The sequence below is a fragment of the Mesorhizobium sp. P3_A8 genome (genome assembly GCF_056402995.1).
This window is the reverse complement of the sequence record NZ_JBFUGI010000023.1, coordinates 36559-56604: the sequence shown is the minus strand read 5'-3', so window position 1 is coordinate 56604 and position 20046 is coordinate 36559. Positions and strand designations below refer to the sequence as shown.

The 20046-nt window shown below is 63.3% G+C and carries 20 protein-coding genes; 7 read left to right on the top strand and 13 right to left on the bottom strand.

Annotation, left to right across the window (positions count from 1 at the left end):
* Positions 1 to 48: 48 nt before the first annotated feature.
* Entirely contained in the window at positions 49 to 1296 is a 1248-nt protein-coding gene (locus tag AC1DX4_RS33645; protein ID WP_477224425.1) for a flavin monoamine oxidase family protein, read from the bottom strand.
* Positions 1297 to 1441: 145 nt separating this feature from the next.
* Between AC1DX4_RS33645 and AC1DX4_RS33640 the strand changes: the two genes are divergently transcribed.
* Positions 1442 to 2239 carry a lytic murein transglycosylase gene (locus AC1DX4_RS33640; protein WP_477224424.1) on the top strand — a complete coding sequence of 266 codons (798 nt, stop codon included), beginning with the start codon at positions 1442 to 1444 and terminating at the stop codon, positions 2237 to 2239.
* Positions 2240 to 2415: 176 nt separating this feature from the next.
* Here the strand turns inward: AC1DX4_RS33640 and AC1DX4_RS33635 are convergent, their stop codons facing one another.
* The 3 genes from AC1DX4_RS33635 to AC1DX4_RS33625 form a co-directional block, all read right to left on the bottom strand.
* The gene (locus AC1DX4_RS33635) at positions 2416 to 3003 is read right to left on the bottom strand and encodes a hypothetical protein (RefSeq protein ID WP_477224423.1); all 588 of its coding nucleotides are present in this window, start codon (positions 3001 to 3003) and stop codon (positions 2416 to 2418) included.
* Positions 3000 to 3314, bottom strand: a complete 315-nt coding sequence (locus tag AC1DX4_RS33630) for a hypothetical protein (protein ID WP_477224422.1) — start codon at positions 3312 to 3314, stop codon at positions 3000 to 3002. The genes AC1DX4_RS33635 and AC1DX4_RS33630 overlap by 4 nt, the downstream gene beginning before the upstream one ends.
* A gap of 122 nt (positions 3315 to 3436) precedes the next feature.
* On the bottom strand, positions 3437 to 4660 hold the full coding sequence (locus AC1DX4_RS33625) for an argininosuccinate synthase (RefSeq protein WP_477224421.1): 1224 nt from the start codon (positions 4658 to 4660) through the stop codon (positions 3437 to 3439).
* Between the two features lie 381 nt (positions 4661 to 5041).
* On the opposite strand from AC1DX4_RS33625, the gene AC1DX4_RS33620 reads away from it, so the two are divergent.
* A complete protein-coding gene (locus AC1DX4_RS33620; protein ID WP_477224420.1) occupies positions 5042 to 7096 on the top strand; it encodes a putative bifunctional diguanylate cyclase/phosphodiesterase in 2055 nt (684 codons plus the stop codon).
* A 15-nt stretch (positions 7097 to 7111) separates the two neighbouring features.
* Here the strand turns inward: AC1DX4_RS33620 and AC1DX4_RS33615 are convergent, their stop codons facing one another.
* Positions 7112 to 8473, bottom strand: coding sequence for a hypothetical protein (locus AC1DX4_RS33615; protein WP_477224419.1), 1362 nt, complete (start codon positions 8471 to 8473; stop codon positions 7112 to 7114).
* A 416-nt stretch (positions 8474 to 8889) separates the two neighbouring features.
* On the opposite strand from AC1DX4_RS33615, the gene AC1DX4_RS33610 reads away from it, so the two are divergent.
* Positions 8890 to 9531: a LysE family translocator gene (locus AC1DX4_RS33610; protein WP_477224418.1), complete on the top strand. Its 642-nt coding sequence runs from the start codon at positions 8890 to 8892 to the stop codon at positions 9529 to 9531.
* Here the strand turns inward: AC1DX4_RS33610 and AC1DX4_RS33605 are convergent.
* The 3 genes from AC1DX4_RS33605 to rlmN are packed head-to-tail and all read right to left on the bottom strand — an operon-like array spanning position 9503 to position 11660.
* Positions 9503 to 9985, bottom strand: a complete 483-nt coding sequence (locus AC1DX4_RS33605; protein ID WP_477224417.1) for a hypothetical protein — start codon at positions 9983 to 9985, stop codon at positions 9503 to 9505. The two genes, AC1DX4_RS33610 and AC1DX4_RS33605, sit on opposite strands and share 29 nt — an antisense overlap.
* A complete protein-coding gene (locus AC1DX4_RS33600; RefSeq protein WP_477224416.1) occupies positions 9982 to 10431 on the bottom strand; it encodes a hypothetical protein in 450 nt (149 codons plus the stop codon). Before AC1DX4_RS33600 ends, AC1DX4_RS33605 begins: the two co-directional genes overlap by 4 nt.
* The gene (rlmN, locus tag AC1DX4_RS33595; RefSeq protein ID WP_477224415.1) at positions 10428 to 11660 is read right to left on the bottom strand and encodes a dual-specificity RNA methyltransferase RlmN; all 1233 of its coding nucleotides are present in this window, start codon (positions 11658 to 11660) and stop codon (positions 10428 to 10430) included. The genes AC1DX4_RS33600 and rlmN overlap by 4 nt, the downstream gene beginning before the upstream one ends.
* 129 nt (positions 11661 to 11789) lie before the next feature.
* Here rlmN and AC1DX4_RS33590 point away from each other — a divergent pair, with 129 nt between their 5' ends.
* Positions 11790 to 13145, top strand: coding sequence for a chloride channel protein (locus AC1DX4_RS33590; protein WP_477224414.1), 1356 nt, complete (start codon positions 11790 to 11792; stop codon positions 13143 to 13145).
* A gap of 53 nt (positions 13146 to 13198) precedes the next feature.
* Here the strand turns inward: AC1DX4_RS33590 and AC1DX4_RS33585 are convergent, their stop codons facing one another.
* The 3 genes from AC1DX4_RS33585 to AC1DX4_RS33575 form a co-directional block, all read right to left on the bottom strand.
* On the bottom strand, positions 13199 to 13702 hold the full coding sequence (locus tag AC1DX4_RS33585) for an invasion associated locus B family protein (RefSeq protein WP_475455703.1): 504 nt from the start codon (positions 13700 to 13702) through the stop codon (positions 13199 to 13201).
* 274 nt (positions 13703 to 13976) lie between these two features.
* Positions 13977 to 14339 (bottom strand): YkvA family protein, encoded by a 363-nt coding sequence (locus AC1DX4_RS33580; RefSeq protein ID WP_095202663.1) that lies wholly within the window; start codon positions 14337 to 14339, stop codon positions 13977 to 13979.
* Positions 14340 to 14467: 128 nt separating this feature from the next.
* Complete coding sequence (locus AC1DX4_RS33575) at positions 14468 to 14764, bottom strand: 4a-hydroxytetrahydrobiopterin dehydratase (protein WP_477224413.1); 297 nt, start codon at positions 14762 to 14764, stop codon at positions 14468 to 14470.
* 104 nt (positions 14765 to 14868) lie between these two features.
* Here AC1DX4_RS33575 and AC1DX4_RS33570 point away from each other — a divergent pair, with 104 nt between their 5' ends.
* Complete coding sequence (locus AC1DX4_RS33570; protein WP_477224412.1) at positions 14869 to 15387, top strand: low molecular weight protein-tyrosine-phosphatase; 519 nt, start codon at positions 14869 to 14871, stop codon at positions 15385 to 15387.
* Here AC1DX4_RS33570 and thpR read toward each other — a convergent pair.
* A complete protein-coding gene (thpR, locus tag AC1DX4_RS33565) occupies positions 15291 to 15887 on the bottom strand; it encodes an RNA 2',3'-cyclic phosphodiesterase (RefSeq protein WP_477224411.1) in 597 nt (198 codons plus the stop codon). The two genes, AC1DX4_RS33570 and thpR, sit on opposite strands and share 97 nt — an antisense overlap.
* Positions 15888 to 16015: 128 nt before the next feature.
* Positions 16016 to 16660 (bottom strand): arylesterase, encoded by a 645-nt coding sequence (locus AC1DX4_RS33560; protein ID WP_477224410.1) that lies wholly within the window; start codon positions 16658 to 16660, stop codon positions 16016 to 16018.
* Positions 16661 to 16748: 88 nt separating this feature from the next.
* On the opposite strand from AC1DX4_RS33560, the gene AC1DX4_RS33555 reads away from it, so the two are divergent.
* Positions 16749 to 17444 carry an ABC transporter ATP-binding protein gene (locus AC1DX4_RS33555; RefSeq protein WP_477224409.1) on the top strand — a complete coding sequence of 232 codons (696 nt, stop codon included), beginning with the start codon at positions 16749 to 16751 and terminating at the stop codon, positions 17442 to 17444.
* Positions 17444 to 19993, top strand: coding sequence for an ABC transporter permease (locus AC1DX4_RS33550; RefSeq protein WP_477224408.1), 2550 nt, complete (start codon positions 17444 to 17446; stop codon positions 19991 to 19993). The genes AC1DX4_RS33555 and AC1DX4_RS33550 overlap by 1 nt, the downstream gene beginning before the upstream one ends.
* Positions 19994 to 20046: the final 53 nt, after the last annotated feature.

Below are 20046 nucleotides of genomic sequence, written 5' to 3'. Positions count from 1 at the left end.
CCGTGCCCAAACGCGAACCGCCGGCCGGCGTTCCGCGTTGCATCGGGACTATTTCGCGGCAAGCTGGGTGGCGACCTGTCTGGCCACCGCTTCGCCCGACAGCCGCGCACCGCCGCAGGTCTGGATCAGCGGGCCGGCGAGGTGCTCGCCGGCAAAGAAGATCTTTTCCGCCACCGGCTGCATCAGCGCCGCCCGCGCTTCCGAGCGGCCCGGGCGGGCCGCCGCATAGGCGCCGCGCACGAAGCGTTCGCCTCCCCAATTGGTCATCATGGCGCGGGCGACATGCTTTCTGGTGTCGGCGCCGAAAATGCCGCACAGCCGGTCGACGACGAAATCGATGCCGGCGGCCTCGCCCGCCGCCGACATCTCCCAGGCGAAGTCGCCGCCGACGAAGCCGACCATCAAATCGAGGTCGAAGGGAAAGCACAGGAAATAGATGTCGTGCCGGGCCATGCGCTCGATCAGCAGGTCGTCGAAGGGCTGCAGGCCAAGCCTTGTGCCCCGGATCTCCACCGGCAGCTTGGTCAGCATGCCCATCGGCAGGTCGAAGAAGGCGCCGAAATGCGTGTCGGGCAGAGCCGGCGAGAATTCGATCTCCTCGAAGGCGAGCACTGCCGGCGAGGCGGTGACGATGACCGCCCTGGCGCGGACGGTGCCGCGGTCGGTGACGCAAGCGACGCCGGGCACGTCCCACAGGATCTTGCGCACCGGCGTCGACAATTCGACCGGCAGGTCGGCACCGAAGCGGGCGACCAGCGCTCCGAACCCTTCCTTGCTGAAATAGTTTGGGTCGAGATCGGCCGCGGCCTGGAAATCGCGGATCGAGATCTCGTCCTCGTCGGCGCCGAAATCCATCGGTCCGGCGAAGGTTGCGGCCGCGCGCGGCGCGTGGCCCCTGGCGAGCAGTGCGGAAAGCCGGTCGTCGTCGCCGTCCCTGACCTGATGCTTCGCCAGCAATTCGAACAGCTTCGCATCGGCGGCCTTCATCTCGGCTTCCTCTGCCTCGCTCGCCTTGTGCTGGCGATAGTAGAGGTGGTCGACGTTCATGTCGTGGTGGTGCAGCGTCCAGCCGGCAGCCCGGGCTTCGGGAAAATAGGGATTGCGGTCGGCGGCATGCAGCCAGGCACAGCCGATGTCGAAAGGCACGCCGAAATGCTGGTCGCTGGTCCAGGCCCGGCCGCCGATGCGGCCCATCGCCTCGAGCAGTTTGAAGGAAAGACCGGATGCCTGCAGCGTCCTGGCCGCGGCGAGCCCCGCCGAGCCGGCGCCGATGATCACCACATCAACGTCTTCCATGGCTATTTCGACCCCGCCACAATAATCACTTGATCGTAGGCAAATTCCCCGGCATTCGCCAGCATTGTGCCGCAGACCGTGACAAGTGCGCGTTTCGCTGGCAAATTCGCAGATGGGACGTGAATCAGGCAACCAGGAGAACAACATGGCACTTCTTGCCAAGGGTAGGATTTTTGCGGCCGCGGTGGTGGCGGTGCTTGGGCTGGCGACGGGGGCACAGGCGGCGGCCAGTTGTGGCAGCACCGGTGCCGGCTTCGATGCTTGGAAGCCGGGGTTCGCCGCAGAGGCCAAGGGCGAAGGTGTCGGCGCCAAGGGTCTGGCCGCGCTGGCTGGCGCCACTTACGCGACAAAGACGATCTCCGTCGACCGCGGCATCCACAAGGCTTTCAGCGGCTCGGTGGAAGCCTTCATGAAGCGCCGTGGCGGGGCGGCGATCATTTCCAAGGGCCGTTCGCTGAAAAAGTCGAATGCGGCGCTGTTCAGCCAGATCGAAAGCAATTACGGCGTGTCGCCGGGTGTGCTGCTGGCGATCTGGGGTATGGAGACCGGCTTCGGTTCGTCCATGGGCAACCAGAATACGGTTTCCGCCATTTTGACGCTTGCCTATGATTGCCGCCGCCCGGCGTTTTTCCACCCACATGCCATTGCGGCCCTGAAGCTGGTTGATCGCGGGGCTTTGAGCTCCTCGTCGGTCGGCGCCGCGCATGGCGAGATCGGCCATACGCAGTTCCTGCCCGGGAATGTCCTGAAATATGGCGTCGGCAGCGGAAACCTGCGCGACAAGGCGACCGCATTGGCTTCCACCGCCAATTTCCTCAAGGCCCATGGCTGGCGGCGGGGTGCGAGCGCTTCGGCCAATATCGGGGCAATTGCCGGCTGGAACGACGCAAACGTCTACCAGCAGGCCATCGTGCTCATCGCCACGGCGATCGATGGCGATTGATTGAAAGCTCTGTTCGACAGAAGAGCCCGGCCATGCGCCGGGCTTTTTTGTTGATGGAACCATCATGGACATTCGGGAATGCCTGAAGCCTCCCCAACTTCGTCATTCTAGGGTCTGCGCCGCGTCGCTACGCTCCTTGCTCCGCCCGTGGATGACGAAGCGATTGATGTTCCCGGCTAATCGCCAACATCAACCGCGTAGGAACAGCCGGCCAGCGTCTTGCCGGGGTGGGTGCCGACGGTCGAGACATTGAGCGTGATGCTCGTGGAAAGACTGATGCCGCCGGTTTCCTCGGTGCTTTCGGTCACCACCTTCTCGCCAAGGAATTTATCCGGCGTCGAGACCATCGCTGGGACCCCGAGCTGCCGGGCGAGGTCGGGCGCGGCGATGCCCTCAAGCACGGCCATCGGCCCTGTCGCGGTAAAGACGATTGTTCCCGTCTCGCGCCCGAAGACGTGGACCGGAGCGGGCAGTTCATATTGGCTGAGAAATGGATTGCCTGATGCAACCCCTTTCCAGCCAAGCGTCTCCACCGCACCCGGCTCGCCGCTCAGCCAAAGGGCAAAGCCGTTATAGGCCGGCACGTCGGCCTTGCATTCGATGAGCGCGGCGAGGTCGAGGGAGACGGGATCGAAATCCTCGGCCACGGCGGTCACGGGACTCGTTAGAACAACCAGCGGCGTCAGCCATCCGCCGAGATTGCGCAGCCAGGCTGGGCACAAAATGCCGACTCCCACCGATGGTTCCGATGCGGCGACGGTCATTTGCCCTTTATGATCCTCCAAACGTCGGTGGATTGGTTGGTCTGCAGCCTGTTTATGTCGGAGAGGGTCAGTCGCCCGCTAAGCATCGCATCGACCAGGCGTCGGCAGAAGACGGTCGGCATGTTTGCCGCCGAAACGCCCATGAAAGCGGTGGCTTCGTGCTTGGCCGTGATGTTCCAGGTCGCGACATTTGCCATGCATCGGCCAAATGCCGCCTTTGGGTCCTGCTTCACAGCCTCCTGGCTGCTCTGGCAGCCAGCCAATGCGACGATCATCGCAGACACTGTCAAAAATCGGACCTTCATGATCAATCGCCCCAAACCCGTTGCGACGAGGCTAGATAAGACCCTGTAAAGATCAAGTAAGAAAGCGCTGATATAGTGGGCTCTTCAATCAAAAACCCGGCATTGGCCGGGTTTTTATTGTTGAACAATCAGCCGTTGCGGTTGCGCGCGGCGAGCGTGCGCAGCCTCAGCGCGTTGAGGCGGATGAAGCCGGCGGCGTCCTTCTGGTCGTAGGCGCCGCGGTCGTCCTCGAAGGTGACCAGCGCGTCGGAATAGAGCGTCTTCTTCGACTTGCGGCCGGTGACGATGACATTGCCCTTGTAGAGCTTCAGCCGCACCGTGCCTTCGACGTCTTCCTGGCTCTTGTCGATCATCGCCTGCAGCATCAGGCGCTCGGGCGAGAACCAGAAGCCATTGTAGATGAGCTCGGCATAGCGCGGCATGAACTCGTCCTTGAGGTGGCCTGCACCCCTGTCGAGCGTGATCGATTCGATGGCACGGTGGGCCACGATCAGGATGGCGCCACCGGGCGTCTCGTAGACGCCGCGCGATTTCATGCCGACGAAGCGGTTCTCGACCAGGTCGAGCCGGCCGATGCCATTGTCGCGGCCGAGATCGTTGAGCGCGGCCAGCATGGTCGCCGGCGACAGCTTCTTGCCGTTGAGCGCGATCGGATCGCCCTTCAGGAACTCGATCTCGATCTCGGTGACCTCGTCGGGCGCATCCATCGGCGAAACGGTGCGCTGGTGGACGAATTCAGGCGGCTCCACCCACGGATCTTCCAGCACCTTGCCCTCGGAAGAGGAGTGCAGGAGGTTGGCGTCAACCGAGAACGGCGCCTCGCCCCGCTTGTCCTTGGCCACCGGAATCTGGTGCTGCTCGGCGAAGTTGATCAGGTCGGTGCGCGACTTGAAAGACCAGTCGCGCCACGGCGCGATGACCTTGATGTCGGGGTTCAGCGCATAGGCCGACAGCTCGAAACGCACCTGGTCGTTGCCCTTGCCGGTGGCGCCATGAGCGATCGCGTCGGCGCCGGTCTCCCTGGCGATCTCGACGAGGTGCTTTGAGATCAGCGGCCGAGCGATCGAGGTGCCGAGCAGGTAGGTGCCTTCGTAGACGGTGTTGGCGCGGAACATCGGGAAGACGAAGTCGGAGACGAATTCCTCGCGCACATCGACGACGCGGATGTCCTTGATGCCCATCATCTCGGCTTTCTGGCGCGCCGGCTCCAGCTCGCCACCCTGACCGAGATCGGCGGTGAAGGTGACGACCTCGGCGCCGAGTTCGGTCTGCAGCCATTTCAGGATGATGGATGTGTCGAGACCGCCGGAATAGGCGAGCACGACTTTCTTGACGTCTTTGGTCTTGGACATTTCTGCTCCGTCGATGGCGGACGCTCGGGCAAGGGCGTCACGGATTGTCGGAGCGCCTTTTAGCAGGAACGGCAAAGCGAGCAAGCGCGCGAGGCGCCAGACTGCTGATCCAGCGCGAGACGGCGGGATCATGCCTGTTTGTTGGAGCATGATCTCAGGACAAACGGAAACCGTTTGCCCGAGAAAACCGGTTGCCACTTTTCGGGATCATGCTCTGGGGAAACAACCTGGTACAATCATGGGCTGCATTTATGCCCAGGATTTAAGCAAGTTTTCATGTCCTGCCGCTAAATCAGCGAGACAGAGCTGCACTGGCCACGCGAGTGCCGAAGCGGCTTTTGCCCGCGCAATGCGGGTGTTCTCGGGCTTGGACCATTCCTGATGCGCGTTATATCATGCATCGTCACGGAGCATAATCTGTGGCTCGTCCTGCTGGCGGCGCTGATGTGCGTCACCGGCTGCTGGGTGACGATCGGTCTCCTGGACCGCGCCAGGAAAACCGTCGGCGTGCAGATGCGGGGATGGCTGTTCCTGACCGCGGTCGCCGCCGGGTCTTCGATCTGGTGCACGCATTTCATCGCCATGCTGGCCTATCAGCCCGGCGCGCCGATCACCTTCGATCCGGCGCTCACCATGATATCGCTGGTCATCGCCATGGTTGGAACCGGCGCGGGCTTCGGCCTTGCCCTGGACAAAGGCCGCGGCCTGGCGCCGGAATGGGGCGGATGCGTCGTCGGGCTGGCGATCTCGGCCATGCATTATACCGGCATGATGGCCTATCACGTGGCCGGCATCGTCGAATGGGACGCCCGCTATGTTGTAGCTTCGGTGCTGATCGCGATGGCGTTCTCCGCCGCGGCGATCGGCCAGGCGGCGCGCCGGCCCTATCGCTGGTCGCACTATCTCGGCATAGGGCTTTTGGTACTGGCGATCGTCGGCCTGCATTTCACGGCGATGGCGGCGGTGGCGGTGACGCCGCTCTCCTTCATCACCACCGGCACCAATCCCGATATCCTCGAAGCGATGGCCGTCGCTGTCGCCGTGGTCGGCATGATCGTCGCGGCCACCGGGTTCGCCAGCTATCTGATCGACGAACGCGGCCGGCTCGACAGCTTCGAGCGGCTGCAGCATCTGGCGCTGAACGACTCGCTCACCGGCCTTGCCAACCGGGTCTCCTTCAATGACCGCCTCGACCATGAGATCGAGCGGGCGGGCGAGGATAAGGACACGAAGACCGCCGTCATCGTCATCGATCTCGACCGCTTCAAGGAAATCAACGACCTCAGGGGACACGCGGCCGGCGACCAGGCGCTCAAGATCATTGCCCGCAGGTTGGCGAAACTGGCCGGCGACGGCGAGTTCGTCGCCCGGCTCGGCGGCGACGAATTTGCCGCCATCAAGCGCTTCAAGGACCAGAACGACCTGCTCGGCCTGGTGTCGCGGCTGGAAAAATCATTGTTCCAGCCGTTGCGGATCGACGATTTCGAGACAGTCACCGGCGCCAGCATCGGCGTCGCCGTTTATCCGCGCGACGGCGCCGACCGGGAGAGGCTGGTCAGCAATGCGGATCTGGCCATGTACCGGGCCAAGAACGATGTGACGCGGGCCGTCTGCTTCTACGAATCGACCATGGACGAGACGGCGCGGGCGCGCCGGGCGCTCGCCACCGACCTTCGCCTGGCGATCGAGCGCGGCGAGCTCTCACTGCACTATCAGGTGCAGACCTCGGTCGCGACCGGCGCCACCTGCGGCTACGAGGCGTTGCTGCGCTGGACCCATCCCGTGCACGGCATGGTCCCGCCGGCCGAATTCATTCCGATCGCCGAGGAGAATGGCTCCATTCTGCCGATCGGCGAGTGGGTGCTGCGCACCGCCTGCCGCCAGGCGGCGTCCTGGGACAATGGCCACAAGATCGCGGTCAATCTGTCGCCGGTGCAGTTCGCCCATGCCGACCTCGCCAAGCTCGTCCATCAGATCCTGATCGAGACCGGCCTTTCGCCGAAGCGTCTCGAGCTCGAGCTCACCGAATCGACGATCGTCGCCGACAAGGTGCGCACGCTGCACGTGCTGCGCCAGATCAAGGCGCTGGGCGTGACGATCGCGATCGACGATTTCGGCACCGGCTATTCGTCGCTCGACACGCTGCGCTCGTTCCCGTTCGACAAGATCAAGCTCGACCGCTCCTTCATGGCCGATGTCGAGCGCAGCCCGCAGGCCAAGGCGATCATCCGCGCCGTGCTGACACTGGGGCGCAGCCTCGACATTCCCGTGCTTGCCGAAGGCGTCGAAACCCACGTCCAGCTCACCATCCTGCAGGTCGAAGGCTGCAACGAGGCGCAAGGCTATTTTCTGGGCCGCCCCAAGCCGATCGATCAGATTTTGTTGACCGGAACGGCAGCCCTAGTGCTGGCCGAGATGGATCTGTCGGCGGCCTAATCCCGTTCGAACGCGTCACGTCCCCGACTTGGCCAGGACAAGTTCGAGGAACATGCGTACGAAACGGGTCTGCACGAACGCGTTGTGGACGGCTGCTGTGACCTTGGTGTCAGGGCTACATCCGTACTGGCAGCTGTCGCTTAGATCATTGCGACAATCGTTGCTGTTTCCCTTGCCGGGTGCATCGATGCCTTCCTCGTTGGTATGCACGTTCCACATCCAGCCTGGCGCGGAGGCATATCTCTCCGGAGGTCCTACACGAGCTAATTTCGATAGGTAGAATTGAGAATCACACTGGGTTTCAGGGCTGAGATAAAATAGCTGTACATTTTTTTCCTGCTTTCCGGCATCAATCTGGTACCATTGCGTCTGCCTCGGATATTTGTCGGCAAAAGGGAAATCCGGCTTCTCCGTGTCTGAAATAAAACACTTGCCGACCTTGAAACATGCGCCCCCGTCTGGACACGCTTCTCCAGATGGGACCCAAGGCATTTCGAGCGTGTGGGTAAGATACGGCGCGTAGTGTCCAATTGATCTGAATGCGCTTTTTGGGAAAATCTTGTCGGTGATGCCGATCTCCAGGCCAAGCATCCGGCCAATGGATGCCCCTATCGGAAAGCCCAAATCAGTGGCCCAATCGTCGCTTGATGTGACGTTGATCCAATAGGGCAGTTTGGAACCGTTGGGATAATGGGCCTGCATGAAGTCGTCGAAGGCATCCGCGCCGATCGCCGGATTGATGGTTGCCACCAGGCTCCTGGGACCAAACGGCTGAACCGGGCCGTGTGCCAGCTTGGCCTGCTTCAACATGTATCGCGATAGCAGCCTGCCGCCGAACGAATGGCCGATGACCAACACAGGCGTTACGACGCCATGTGGTGGGTTGACCGCATCGTTGATGCGCTTCATGTCGGCTGCGAAACTATCTGAATTGCCGATAGCATCTGCTGCGCTGCCAATCTTGCCTGCATTCAGGTAGTTGGAATCCGGCCCGCCATTCCAGCCGATGTAGATACCAAAAACCTTCCGGACTTCTTTCTGTTCGACCTTCTGTTCGCCTTGCTGTTCGCCGAGTTCGTATTTGGTCTTGGCGAGAACATGTTTGAAAGCCAGCAGGTTGCCATCCTGGTTGTAGGGCCGGTCGCCGCCCAACCTGATCCTGGTGCTGTCTTCCCTGGCGTTGTGATGCCAACCGTGCGCGAAGATAACCAGCATGACCGGCCCCTCCGCCACGAGTCTATGAAGCTCGTCGACAATCGCATCGGCCTGCTGGCAATCTAGGAGCTTGCCGGCCTCCGGGCCGCTGGTACTATACTCGAGTGTGGCATATTCGAAAGGCTGCGGCTCAAGTCTGCCATCATCTGGCAAGGCATCCATGCGACTGGTATCCCATCCATCGTTGCCGACACCGAAACACCTATCCCTCTTTTCACCGGTACATTCGTCTCTGTGCTGTATGTATGCTGAAAGAGGAGCACGGTCGACGCTCTTCAGTGTGTTGCATATCGAGTGATAATTGACGTCCGGATCGGAATCGAAGGCCTTCGACAACAGGATTAGATAGAACGGCAAGATCAAGAAAGCCGCGATTATACATCTCTTCCATCTGCTTTTCATATTGATTCCCCCAGGCACCCAAGAAAAAGTGTATAGTGGAATTACCTGAAGGTAAATTCGCGGCCCAATTCCTTGTCTGGTGGCACTGTCGTTATCAGAAGCCGGAAGAAATCTCGGGATATTGACGAGCGATCGGAATGTCAGAATGGTCGGGTCCGCCAACACAGGAACCGCCCATGTCCTTCATTCCCGACACCACTACGCTGATCCAGTTCGCCATAGCCACGGTCATCCTGGCGATCACGCCTGGGCCTGACATGACCTTGTTCGTCTCGCGTACGCTGAGCCAGGGGCGTGCCACCGGCTTTGCCTCGATGGCCGGCGCGCTGTGCGGCACGCTGATCCACACCACGCTGGTGGTGGTCGGTGTCTCGGCGCTGATCGTCGCCTCGCCGATGGCCTTCTTCGTGCTGAAGATTTTTGGCGCCGGCTATCTCGTCTTCCTGGCCTGGCAGGCCATCGCCAAGGGCTCGGCCTTTTCGCCCGAAAAGAAGACGGGACCGCAGATCTCGCTGTTGCGCAGCTGGGCGGCGGGGCTTGGCGTCAATTTGCTCAACCCGAAGATCATCCTGTTCTTCATGACCTTCCTGCCGCAGTTCGTCTCCGCCCATGATCCGCACGCACCGGGAAAGCTGTTCTTCCTCGGCGCCATGTTCATCGTGCTGTCGATCCCGGTAACAGTGCCGATGGTGCTGGCGGCGGAGAAATTCTCGGCGGCGATGAAGGCCAGCCCGCGCGTCACGCGAGTGGTCGACTATCTCTTCGCCGGCGTGTTCTCGGCCTTCGCGCTCAAGATCCTGACGGCCCAGGCGAAATAGGGGCGTTTCCGTCCTTCCACCAGCTTCCGGCCCAGCGACCGGCGCTCAGCCAGTAGAAGATGCCGCCGACCATGCCGCCGCCGATCACCGCCATGATGGCGCTGGTTTCGGTGACCGCGAAGGTGGACTCTTGGGCATGGTCGACCAGGCCGAGGAAGACGGCCGCCACCACCGCACCCGCCAGCGCATAGTACAGCCAGTCACGCCGGCCGAGGATTTCGGCAACCAGGATGACGACTGCCGCCGGCAGGAAGGCGAAATAGGCGACGAACAAAGCGACGAAGGGGATCGAGAAATACAGCGAAGCCGTTGCCGTCGGGTGCGTGTGATCAGGCGTATAGCCGAGCGAGGCCAGGAACAGGATGTTGAGGAAGGCGCTCGCCGCCAGCGAGGCGACGGCATAGCCGAACAGGATCATGGCAAAGCGGACGAGGTAGGAGACGAAGCGGGTCATCCCGCATCCCGCTGTTTGAGCTGACCGGACCCGCGCCCGGCCAGAAGCCAGTAGACCCAACCGGCGGCGGTGCCGGCCGTAGCCAGAAAACCAAGAAAGCCCGGATTGAAAACAAACCCTCCCGCCGAGCCCGGGACCAAGACACCAAAGGCGGTGGAGGTGATCGCGCCCGTGGCTGCGAAGTAGAACCATCCTTGCAGCGACCGCCATTCAGCGAGAACGATGGCAGGGCCGACGATCAGCAGCGCGCAGATCGCCACGGTCAACACGGCGAGCGGAAAGGAGCCCAGCCAGTCGAAGGTGAAGACCAGGGACCAGTTGCCATACTCGATTCCTTCGAGAAGGGTGATCAGCAGCACAGGCACCAGGATTGAGGTCAGCACAGCGGCGATATAGCCGACTGCTATGATAACGAAGCGCTGCGACCAGGCGACGAGACGGCTCACGCCTCGCCGTGCCCCGCGATCATCATGGCTTCCAGCGCCAGCCGGTCGACCTTGCGCATGCGCTCGGAGTCCGACTTCAGCTGACCGCAGGCGGCGAGGATGTCGCGGCCGCGCGGCGTGCGGATCGGCGAGGCATAGCCGGCATTGTTGATGTAATCGGCGAATTTCTCGATCGTCTCCCAGTCCGAGCACTGGTAGTTGGTGCCCGGCCACGGGTTGAACGGGATCAGGTTGATCTTGGCCGGAATGCCCTTGAGCAGCTTTATCAGGCCCTTGGCGTCCTCGATGGAATCGTTGACGTCCTTCAGCATCACATATTCGAAGGTGATGCGCTTGGCGTTCGACAGGCCGGGATAGGCGCGGCAGGCAGCAATCAGCTCTTTCAGCGGATACTTCTTGTTGATCGGCACCAGCAGGTCGCGCAGATCGTCATTGGTGGCATGCAGCGAGATCGCCAGCATGACGCCGATCTCCTCGCCGGTGCGGAAGATTTCCGGCACGACGCCGGAAGTCGACAGCGTGATGCGGCGCTTCGACAGGGAAAGCCCGTCGCCGTCGGAAGCGATCAGCAGCGCCTTCTTCACCGCCTCGAAATTGTAGAGCGGCTCGCCCATGCCCATCATGACGATGTTCGACACTTTGCGGCCCTCGGCCGGCACGATGGCGCCGTCCGGCGTGTCGCGGTCGGGGAAGTCGCCGAGCCGGTCGCGCGCGGTGAGCAATTGCGCCAGGATTTCCTCAGCGGTCAAATTGCGCACCAGCTTCTGCGTGCCGGTGTGGCAGAACGAGCAGGTCAGCGTGCAGCCGACCTGCGAGGAGATGCAGAGCGTGCCGCGGCCTTCCTCTGGGATATAGACGGTTTCGATCTCGACCGGCCGGCCGGCGCCGCGCGGCGGGAAGCGGAACAGCCATTTGCGGGTGCCGTCGGAAGAAATCTGTTCCTCGACGATCTCGGGCCGGGCGACGGTGAAGTGCTTGTCGAGTTCGGCGCGCAGGTCCTTGGAGATATTGAGCATGCCTGGGAAGTCGGAGACGCCGCGCACATACATCCAGTGCCAGAGTTGCTGGGCGCGCATCTTTGCCTGGCGTTCCGGCACGATACCGGACGCGACGAGCGCCTCTGCGAGCTCGACACGCGTCAGGCCGATCAGCGACGGCTTTTCGGGCGCGGCGCGGGCGCGCAACGCGTCACGGGCACCCTCAGTGGTGAGGTCGAAGGAAAGGGTCATGGTTGCACTGATATAAGCGGTTTACGGCCGATTTCATCCATCGCGCCTGATATGAAGCGCGGCGCATAGCACAGGTTGACGTGAGAGTCATGCGGCGCTAGGCCGAACCACCCCCCTCCGAGAACAGACATGGCCGGCACATCGCGAAAATACCCCATGCTGCGGCGTTCGCGCTCCATGCTGGGTTCACGGCGCGTGTGGCAGCCGCGGCTGGTGTTCTGGGCCGGCGCGGTTGGCATCGGTGTGATCAGCGTGCTGTTTGCGGTGCTGGCCGACAAGGCGCAGGCGCTGTTCCACTTGATGACAGGAAACGGCGGCGACCGGCGTTTCTACCTGCCGCTCATTGTTACGCCGCTGGGTTTCGTGCTGTGCGCCTGGCTCGCCCATGCTTTTTTCCCCGGCTCGCAAGGCAGCGGCATTCCGCAGGCGATCGCCGCTCGGCATCTGCGCGACGACGACGATCGCAGTCACATCCTGTCGCTCAAGCTGGTGGTCGGGAAGATTGCACTCACCGTCGTCGGCCTGTTCTGCGGCGCTTCGATCGGCCGCGAAGGCCCGACCGTGCAGGTCGGCGCCTCGCTGATGCTGCAGGCGGCGCGCTGGGGCGGCATGGCGCAGGCGCGCGGTCTGATCCTGGCCGGTTCGGCGGCCGGCATTGCGGCCGCGTTCAACACGCCGCTGGCTGGGATCGTCTTTGCCATCGAGGAGATGGGCCGCACCTATGAGGCGCGTACCAACGGGCTGGTGCTGACGGCGGTGATCCTGGCCGGCCTCGCTTCGCTCGGCCTGCTCGGCAACTACACCTATTTCGGCGTCTCGAAGGAGACGATCTCGTTCGCCGCCGACTGGCCGCTGGTGCTTGGCTGCGGCGTCATTGGCGGCGGCCTCGGTGCGCTGTTCTCGCTGCTGGCGCTGAAGACAACGCGGCGGATCCGGCGCTGGCACACGCAGCAGCCCTTGGCGCGCGCACTGCTGGTGGCCGCTGTCTGTGGGCTTGCCGTGGCGGTGATCGGCATCGCCTCGGGCGGACTGACTTTCGGCACCGGCTATGCGCAGGCGCGCGGCGCCGTCGAAGGCACACCGCTGCCATGGTTCTTCTTTGCCGAAAAGTTCCTCGCCGGGCTGCTGTCGATGGTTTCGGGCATTCCCGGCGGCATCTTCGCGCCATCGCTGGCGGTCGGTGCCGGCATCGGCAGCTCGCTCGGCCTGCTGCTGGGCGCCAGCACCGGTGCTGCAGCGCTGCTCGGCATGGCCGGCTATTTCGCCGGCGTCGTGCAGGCGCCGATGACGGCCTTTGTCATCATCCTGGAGATGACCGGCAATCACGACAATGTCATTGCACTGATGCTGGCGTCGATGCTGGGCTATGGCACGGCGCGGCTGATCTCGCACGAGCCGCTCTATCACGCGCTGTCGCGCGTCTTCATCGCCGAGGCGATCCGGCGGCGGCGGGCGGAGGCGGAACCAGAGCCGGGCCATGGCTGAAAAGCAAAAGGCCGGGATCGTGGCCCGGCCTTCGGTTCAAATACGGCTTGTGCTCACTTGCACTTGGCGATCGATGTCAGCGCCGCCGAAATGCCTTTCAGGGAGAAGACATAGGAGGTGGGATTGCCGCGGCCGGACTTGGCCGTCACCTTCATGTCGGTGCCGGTCTTCATGGCGGCGATCAGCACCGGTTCCTCGGCGGCGTTCTCGACCCAGGCCGACTTGCCTTTCGTGAACATCGAGAAGGACTTCTTGTCGATGGTGACGGTGGCCTTGGAGCCTTCCTGGAAGGTGTAGCCGGCAATGAACTGCGGCTCGTAAGACACCTGCTGTCCCGGCCGCTGGCTGACGAAGAAGAACATGTCGCCATGGTCGAGCGTCGGCGGCTGCTTGTCGGTCGGCACGGTGAGCACGTAGCAGACCTTGCCGCCCGATGCCTGGTAGCTGTAGGTGCCCCAGGCATTGTGCTGGCCGATCTTGGTCGCCTGCTGCGCCAGAACAGGCGCTGCCGAGGCCACCAGGACCAGACTCGAAACTAGTGCTATCAATCCGCGCATCGTCTTTCCCGTATTCCAAATGGTGCGGAGGCGGGCCGCTTGGCGTCCTGCCGTCGCTTCATTTTGATTTAATCTGGGTTACCAAACGGTGAATTTCCCTCAACAAAAGGACGCTCACCCCAGGAAACCGCCGCCATTTCCGCGCCGCCGCCTTGTCAGCGGTCGGCGCGACGTCCCTTCGGCGACTTGGAGGCCACGAAAGCGGCAAGAGTTTGACTTTTTCGCCGGCCGCTGAAGGCCTGGGATCCAGGGGACACGTGCCGGCTGAAGGCGCTCAGCCCTTGTCGGCGATGGCGTCCTTGGCGGCCTGGCGATGCGCCGGCGTGATGTGGGCGCTGACGGCGGTGATCGCGGCGGTCAGCACGGCGATGTCGTCGGTGAAGCCGAGCCCGAAAATGAAGTCGGGGATGAGGTCAAAGGGCAGGACGAAATAGCCGAGCGCGGCCACCAATATGCCCTTGGCGCGCATCGGTGTGTTCTTGTCCATGGCGCAGTAGTAAGCGGCGACCACGTCTTCCATGAACGGAATCTGCCGCGCGGCCTTCTTGGCCGTGCGCCAGAATTTTTCGCGCACTTCGCTTTCGCCGCCGAGCTTGTCGCCAAAGCCAAAGAAATCAAAACCGGGTTGCTGCGCCATCAATCACTCCTTGCGGGTCTCATGCGCATCCTGGCGCACGCCTCGCGAGGGAAAATGTGGTGAAAGCTGAACCCGGCTACAAGATGCGGGCGCCGATTTGGGATCGACGCTTGCGGCCAAGCGTACATTCAGCCGCCGAAATACCCGTTCATCTTCTTTGCCAGCGCTATGTCGAGCGCCGTGACGCCGCCAGCGTCATGGGTGTTCAGCGTCACGTCCACGGTCTTGTAGACGTTTGACCAGTCGGGGTGATGGTCCATCTTCTCGGCTGCCAGCGCGACGCGGGTCATGAAGGCGAAGGCTTCGGAAAAATTCTTGAAGACGAAGCTGCGCTTGATCGAGGCGCCGTCCATGGCCAGCGACCAGTCGCCGAGTTCCGCAAGGGCAGCGGTGATGGCGTCCTTGCTGAGTTTTTCTCTCGTCATGATGATTTCCCGTGCTATCTCGAATTTGACCCTCACCATAATGCAAGTCGTCCAGAAGTGCTTTGCGGTTTTAGGGTTCCAAATGCACAAACGGCGCATATCGAATGAGCATAAAGCCCATAAATTCCATTCTCTTCGTTTGCCTCGGCAACATCTGCCGGTCGCCGCTGGCCGAGGGCGTCTTTCGCGCCGTCTGGGCAGAGCATGGCGGGGGCCGGGATATCCAGCTCGATTCAGCCGCCACCAGCGCCTGGGAGGTCGGCTCGGCGCCTGATCCACGCTCGATCGCGATTGCCTTGCGTCACGGCATCGACATTTCCGGACAGCGGGCACGCAAGGTCACGCCGCAGGATTTCTCCCGTTTCGACCTGATCCTCGGCATGGACGGCTCGAATGTCGCCGATCTCAAGGCACTGGCGCCGGCGGCTGCGCGCGACCGGGTGCAGTTGTTCCTGGAGTTCGCGCACGGACAGGCGCGCGACGTGCCGGATCCCTACTATGACGGGGCGGAGGCCTTTGCCGAAGTCTACCGCATGATCCGCGAGGCGTCGGAGGCGCTGGCGACGCGGCTGGCGGCACGCGCATCGGTGCCTGACAGCGGCCAGGCTTCCTCGACGATGTAGGGACCGCCACCGACCGAATCGCGCGACGACATCAGGACGAAGCGGCCGATGCGGAACGGCAGCGTTGAGAAATTGCCGCGCGCCGACAGATATTGCGCGACGTCCAGCGGGGTCGAATTGCGCAGCCGCGCCAGCGTCACATGCGGCATGAACTTGCGCGGGTCGGCTGGGATGCCGAGCCGCTGGCAGATGCGTTCGATTTCGCCCTGAAGGGCGGCGAGATCGGGCGAAGCGGAGGCGCCGGCCCATACAGCATGCGGCTTCTTCTGGCCGAAAGCGCCGACACCGGACAGCGTCAGCGAGAAGGAGGGGCGTTGAACCCGGTCGAGCGCGTTGGCGATCTCATCGGCGACATGACCGGGGACATCACCGATGAAGCGCAGCGTCAAATGGTAGTTTTCGACGTCGATCCAGCGGGCGCCGGGCAGGCCGCCCCGCAGCAGGGACAGCGAAAGGGCGGCGTCACGCGGAATTTCGAGGGCGGTGAAAAGACGCGGCATGATGAGCCTCCCTTCCTCGAATCGAACTGTCATCCCTAGCGAATCATCGATAGTCAAACGGGGCAAGAGGTTTGTTGGTCACAGGTGTCGCAAAAAGTTTCCCCAACGGAAACAGGCCAAGATCGGCCTCATCTGCCTCCGGGCACCGCCGCCATGGCCTTCTCGACGGTGGGCAGAATGCGCTCGACCATCACGTCGACACCTCTGGCATTCGGATGCAGACCATCCTCGAGCTGCAGGCCAGGCTGGCCGGCGACGTCGTCGAGGAAGAACGGATAGAGTGGGACGCCGTACTTCGCGGCCAGGTCCGGAAAGATGGCGTCGAAGGTGGTCTGGTAGTCGGCGCCAAGATTGGGCGCGGCGCGCATGCCGGCCAGCAGCACCGCGATATTGCGCTGTTTGAGCTTACCCAGCATCTCGTCGAGGTTCTTCCGGGGGATATCAGGCGAGACGCCGCGCAGCATGTCGTTGGCGCCGAGTTCGAGGATGACCAGCTGGGTTCCGTCCGGCACCGACCAGTCGAGCCGCGCCAGGCCGCCGCTGGTGGTGTCACCGGAAACGCCGGCATTGGCGACGGTCACGTCATGGCCTTTGGCGCGCAAAGCTGCCTGGAGCTTGTCGGTAAAACCCTCGCCCGGCCCGAGGCCGAAGCCCGCCATCAGGCTGTCACCGAAGCCGACGATCTTGAATGGCTCGGCCCGCGCCGACGAAATGGCGCCGCAAACGGCGAGGAAAAGGATCAAGCATGCGGCTATCTGGCGTTTGAAAGACATGCGGCAGGCCCCATATGACAAAAATATTCTTCCGGGCGACTGCTTCCGGCAAGCAGAGCCTTCACGTTCCATATAGGACACTTTCATTTTGACAGAAGCCGTCATCGCGCTGAAAGACGTATCGCTGACGCTCGGCGAGGGCGCTTCGTCCGTCCATGTGCTGAAAGGCGTCAGCCTCGAGGTGGCGCGCGGCGAGGCGACCGGCATCGTCGGGCCGTCTGGATCCGGCAAGTCGACCTTGCTGATGGTGCTGGCAGGCCTGGAAAGGGTCGATTCGGGTACGGTACGAATCGCTGGCGAGCTGCTCAACGGCAAAAGCGAGGATCAGATTGCTTCGTTTCGTGGCCGAAACATTGGCATCGTGTTCCAATCCTTCCATCTCATCCCCAACATGACGGCGCTTGAAAATGTCGCGGTGCCGCTGGAACTGGCCGGCCATGCCGATCCCTTTTCTGTGGCGGCACGCGAACTGGCGGCGGTGGGCCTCTCCGACCGCGTCACCCATTATCCCGGCGAACTCTCCGGCGGTGAACAGCAGCGCGTGGCGATCGCCCGGGCGCTGGCGCCGTCGCCGCGCATTCTCATCGCCGACGAGCCGACCGGCAATCTCGACCAGGCGACGGGGCGGCAGGTCGCCGACCTCCTGTTCGCCGAGGCGGCCGAGCGCGGCATGACGCTGGTGCTGGTCACCCATGATCCTGCACTTGCGGCACGCTGTTCGCGACAGGTCTCGATGCGCTCCGGCCGGATCGAAGCGCCGGCGCCGGTCAAGGTTACTGCCTGATGCCGTTGGCGCAGACGCTGAAGCTTGCCGTCCGCTTCTCGCTGCGCGAGATGCGTGGCGGCCTGTCCGGCTTCCTGATCTTCCTCGCCTGCATCGCGCTCGGCGTCGCCGCGATCGGCGGCGTCAATTCGGTTGCCCGTTCGATCAGCGCCGGCGTCGCCGATCAGGGCCAGACGCTGCTCGGCGGCGATCTGCGCTTCCAGATCAACCAGCGCGATGCCAGCCAGGCGGAGCGCGGCTTCCTCGATGGGCTCGGCACCGTTTCGCGCACCGCCAGCATGCGCTCGATGGCGCGCCTGGCCGATGGTTCGGACCAGGCGCTGGTCGAGGCCAAGGCGGTCGATGACGCCTATCCGCTCTATGGCGCGTTGGAAACCGAACCGAAGCTGTCGAAGCAGGAACTGTTCGGCGAAGAATTTGGCGTCTTCGGCGCGGCGGCGCCCGATCTGTTGTTCGAACGGCTGCATCTCAAGCTCGGCGACCGGCTGAAGCTCGGCACCGCCACTTTCGAATTGCGCGCCAGGCTGGTCACCGAGCCGGATGCCGTGTCCGACGGTTTCGGTTTCGCGCCAAGGCTGATGATCTCGACCGAAGGCCTGGCCGCCAGCGGGCTGGTGCAGCCGGGTAGCCTGGTCGAAAATGCCTACAAGATCCGGCTGCCCGCCGACGCCGACGAGGCGCGGCTGAAGGCCATCCAGGACCAGGCAGCGAAAGATTTTCCCGAGGCCGGCTGGTCGATCCGCACACGCAGCAATGCGGCACCGGCACTGTCCTCCAACATCGAGCGCTTCTCGCAGTTCCTGACGCTGGTCGGGCTGACGGCGCTGGTGGTCGGCGGCGTCGGCGTCGCCAACGCGGTGCGCGCCTATCTCGACGGCAAGCGCGGCGTCATCGCCACCTTCAAGAGCCTCGGCGCTTCCGGCGGCTTCGTCTTTGCCGTCTATCTCGTGCAGATCCTGATCATCGCCGCACTCGGCATCGTGCTCGGCCTGGTGCTTGGCGCGCTGATGCCGTTTGCCGCGAGTGCCGCGCTGCAGTCCGTCATCCCGGTGCCGGCGGAGGGCGGCTTCTATCCCGGTGCGCTCGGGATGGCGGCGCTGTTCGGGCTGCTGGTGACGCTGGCCTTCGCGCTGCTGCCGCTTGGCCGCGCCCGCGATGTGCCGGCGACTGCGCTGTTCCGCGAAATGGGTCTGGAAGGCCGTGGCTTGCCGCGTCCGATCTATGTCGCCTCGGCCATTGGCATCGCGCTGCTGTTGGCGGCGCTCGCCATCCTGTTCTCGGGCGACCAGCGCATCGCCTCGATCTTCGTCGGCGCCACCATTTTCGCCTTCCTGGTGCTGCGTCTGGTTGGCGCACTGGTGCAATGGGCGGCAAGGAAGAGCCCGCGCGTGCGCTTCGTGGCGCTCAGGCTCGCCGTCGGCAATATCCATCGCCCGGGCGCCTTGACGCCATCGGTGGTGCTGTCGCTGGGGCTCGGGCTGACGCTGCTGGTGACGCTGGCGCTGATCGACGGCAATCTCAGGCAGCAGATCTCCGGCAGCCTGCCGGAGCGGGCGCCGAACTTCTTCTTCGTCGACATCCAGGGCAGCGATGTCGACGCGTTCTCCGCTTTGATCGGCAAGGAGGCACCACAGGGCACGCTGGCCAAGGTGCCGATGCTGCGCGGCCGGGTGATGGCGCTCAACGGCGTCGATGTCGACAAGGTCAAGGTGCCGGCCGAAGGCGCCTGGGTGTTGAAAGGCGATCGCGGCCTGACCTATGATGCCAAGCAACCGGCAAATGCGACGCTGACCGAGGGCAAATGGTGGCCGGACACTTATGCCGGCGAGCCGCTGGTTTCGTTCTCGGCGCAAGAGGGCAAGCAGATCGGGCTGAAGCTCGGCGACACCGTCACCGTCAATGTGCTTGGCCGGAATGTGACGGCGAGGATCGCCAATTTCCGCCAGGTTCAATGGGAAACGATGGGCATCAATTTCGTCATGGTGTTCTCGCCCAACACATTCGCGGGTGCGCCACATGGCTGGATGGCGACGCTGACCGAGAAGAGCGCGACGACGGCCGACGACGCGCGCATTCTCAATGCCGTCACCCGCGCCTTCCCGGCGGTGACGACAGTGCGCGTCAAGGATGCGCTCGATGTCGTCAACCGGCTGGTCGGCCAGCTCGGCACGGCGATCCGGGCGGCGGCCGGCGTGGCGCTGATCGCCTCGGTGCTGGTGCTGGCCGGTGCGCTGGCCGCCGGCAACCGGGCGCGCATCCATGACGCGGTGGTGCTGAAGACGCTCGGCGCCACCAGGAGAACGCTGATCACGGCGTTTTCTCTCGAGTACATGCTGATCGGACTGGCCACCGCACTCTTCGCACTGGCCGCCGGCGGCATCGCGGCTTGGTACATTGTCGCCCGCATCATGACACTGCCGTCGCATTTCATGCCGGAGGTGGCGGTGGCGACCATCCTGTTTTCGCTGGTCATTACCGTCGGCATCGGCCTTGCCGGCACCTGGCGGGCGCTCGGTCAAAAGGCAGCGCCGGTGCTGCGCGAGCTGTAATTTCGGGGCCAGAGCGGCCATTCCGGATTAAATCTTGGTAAGGATGCCGGTTG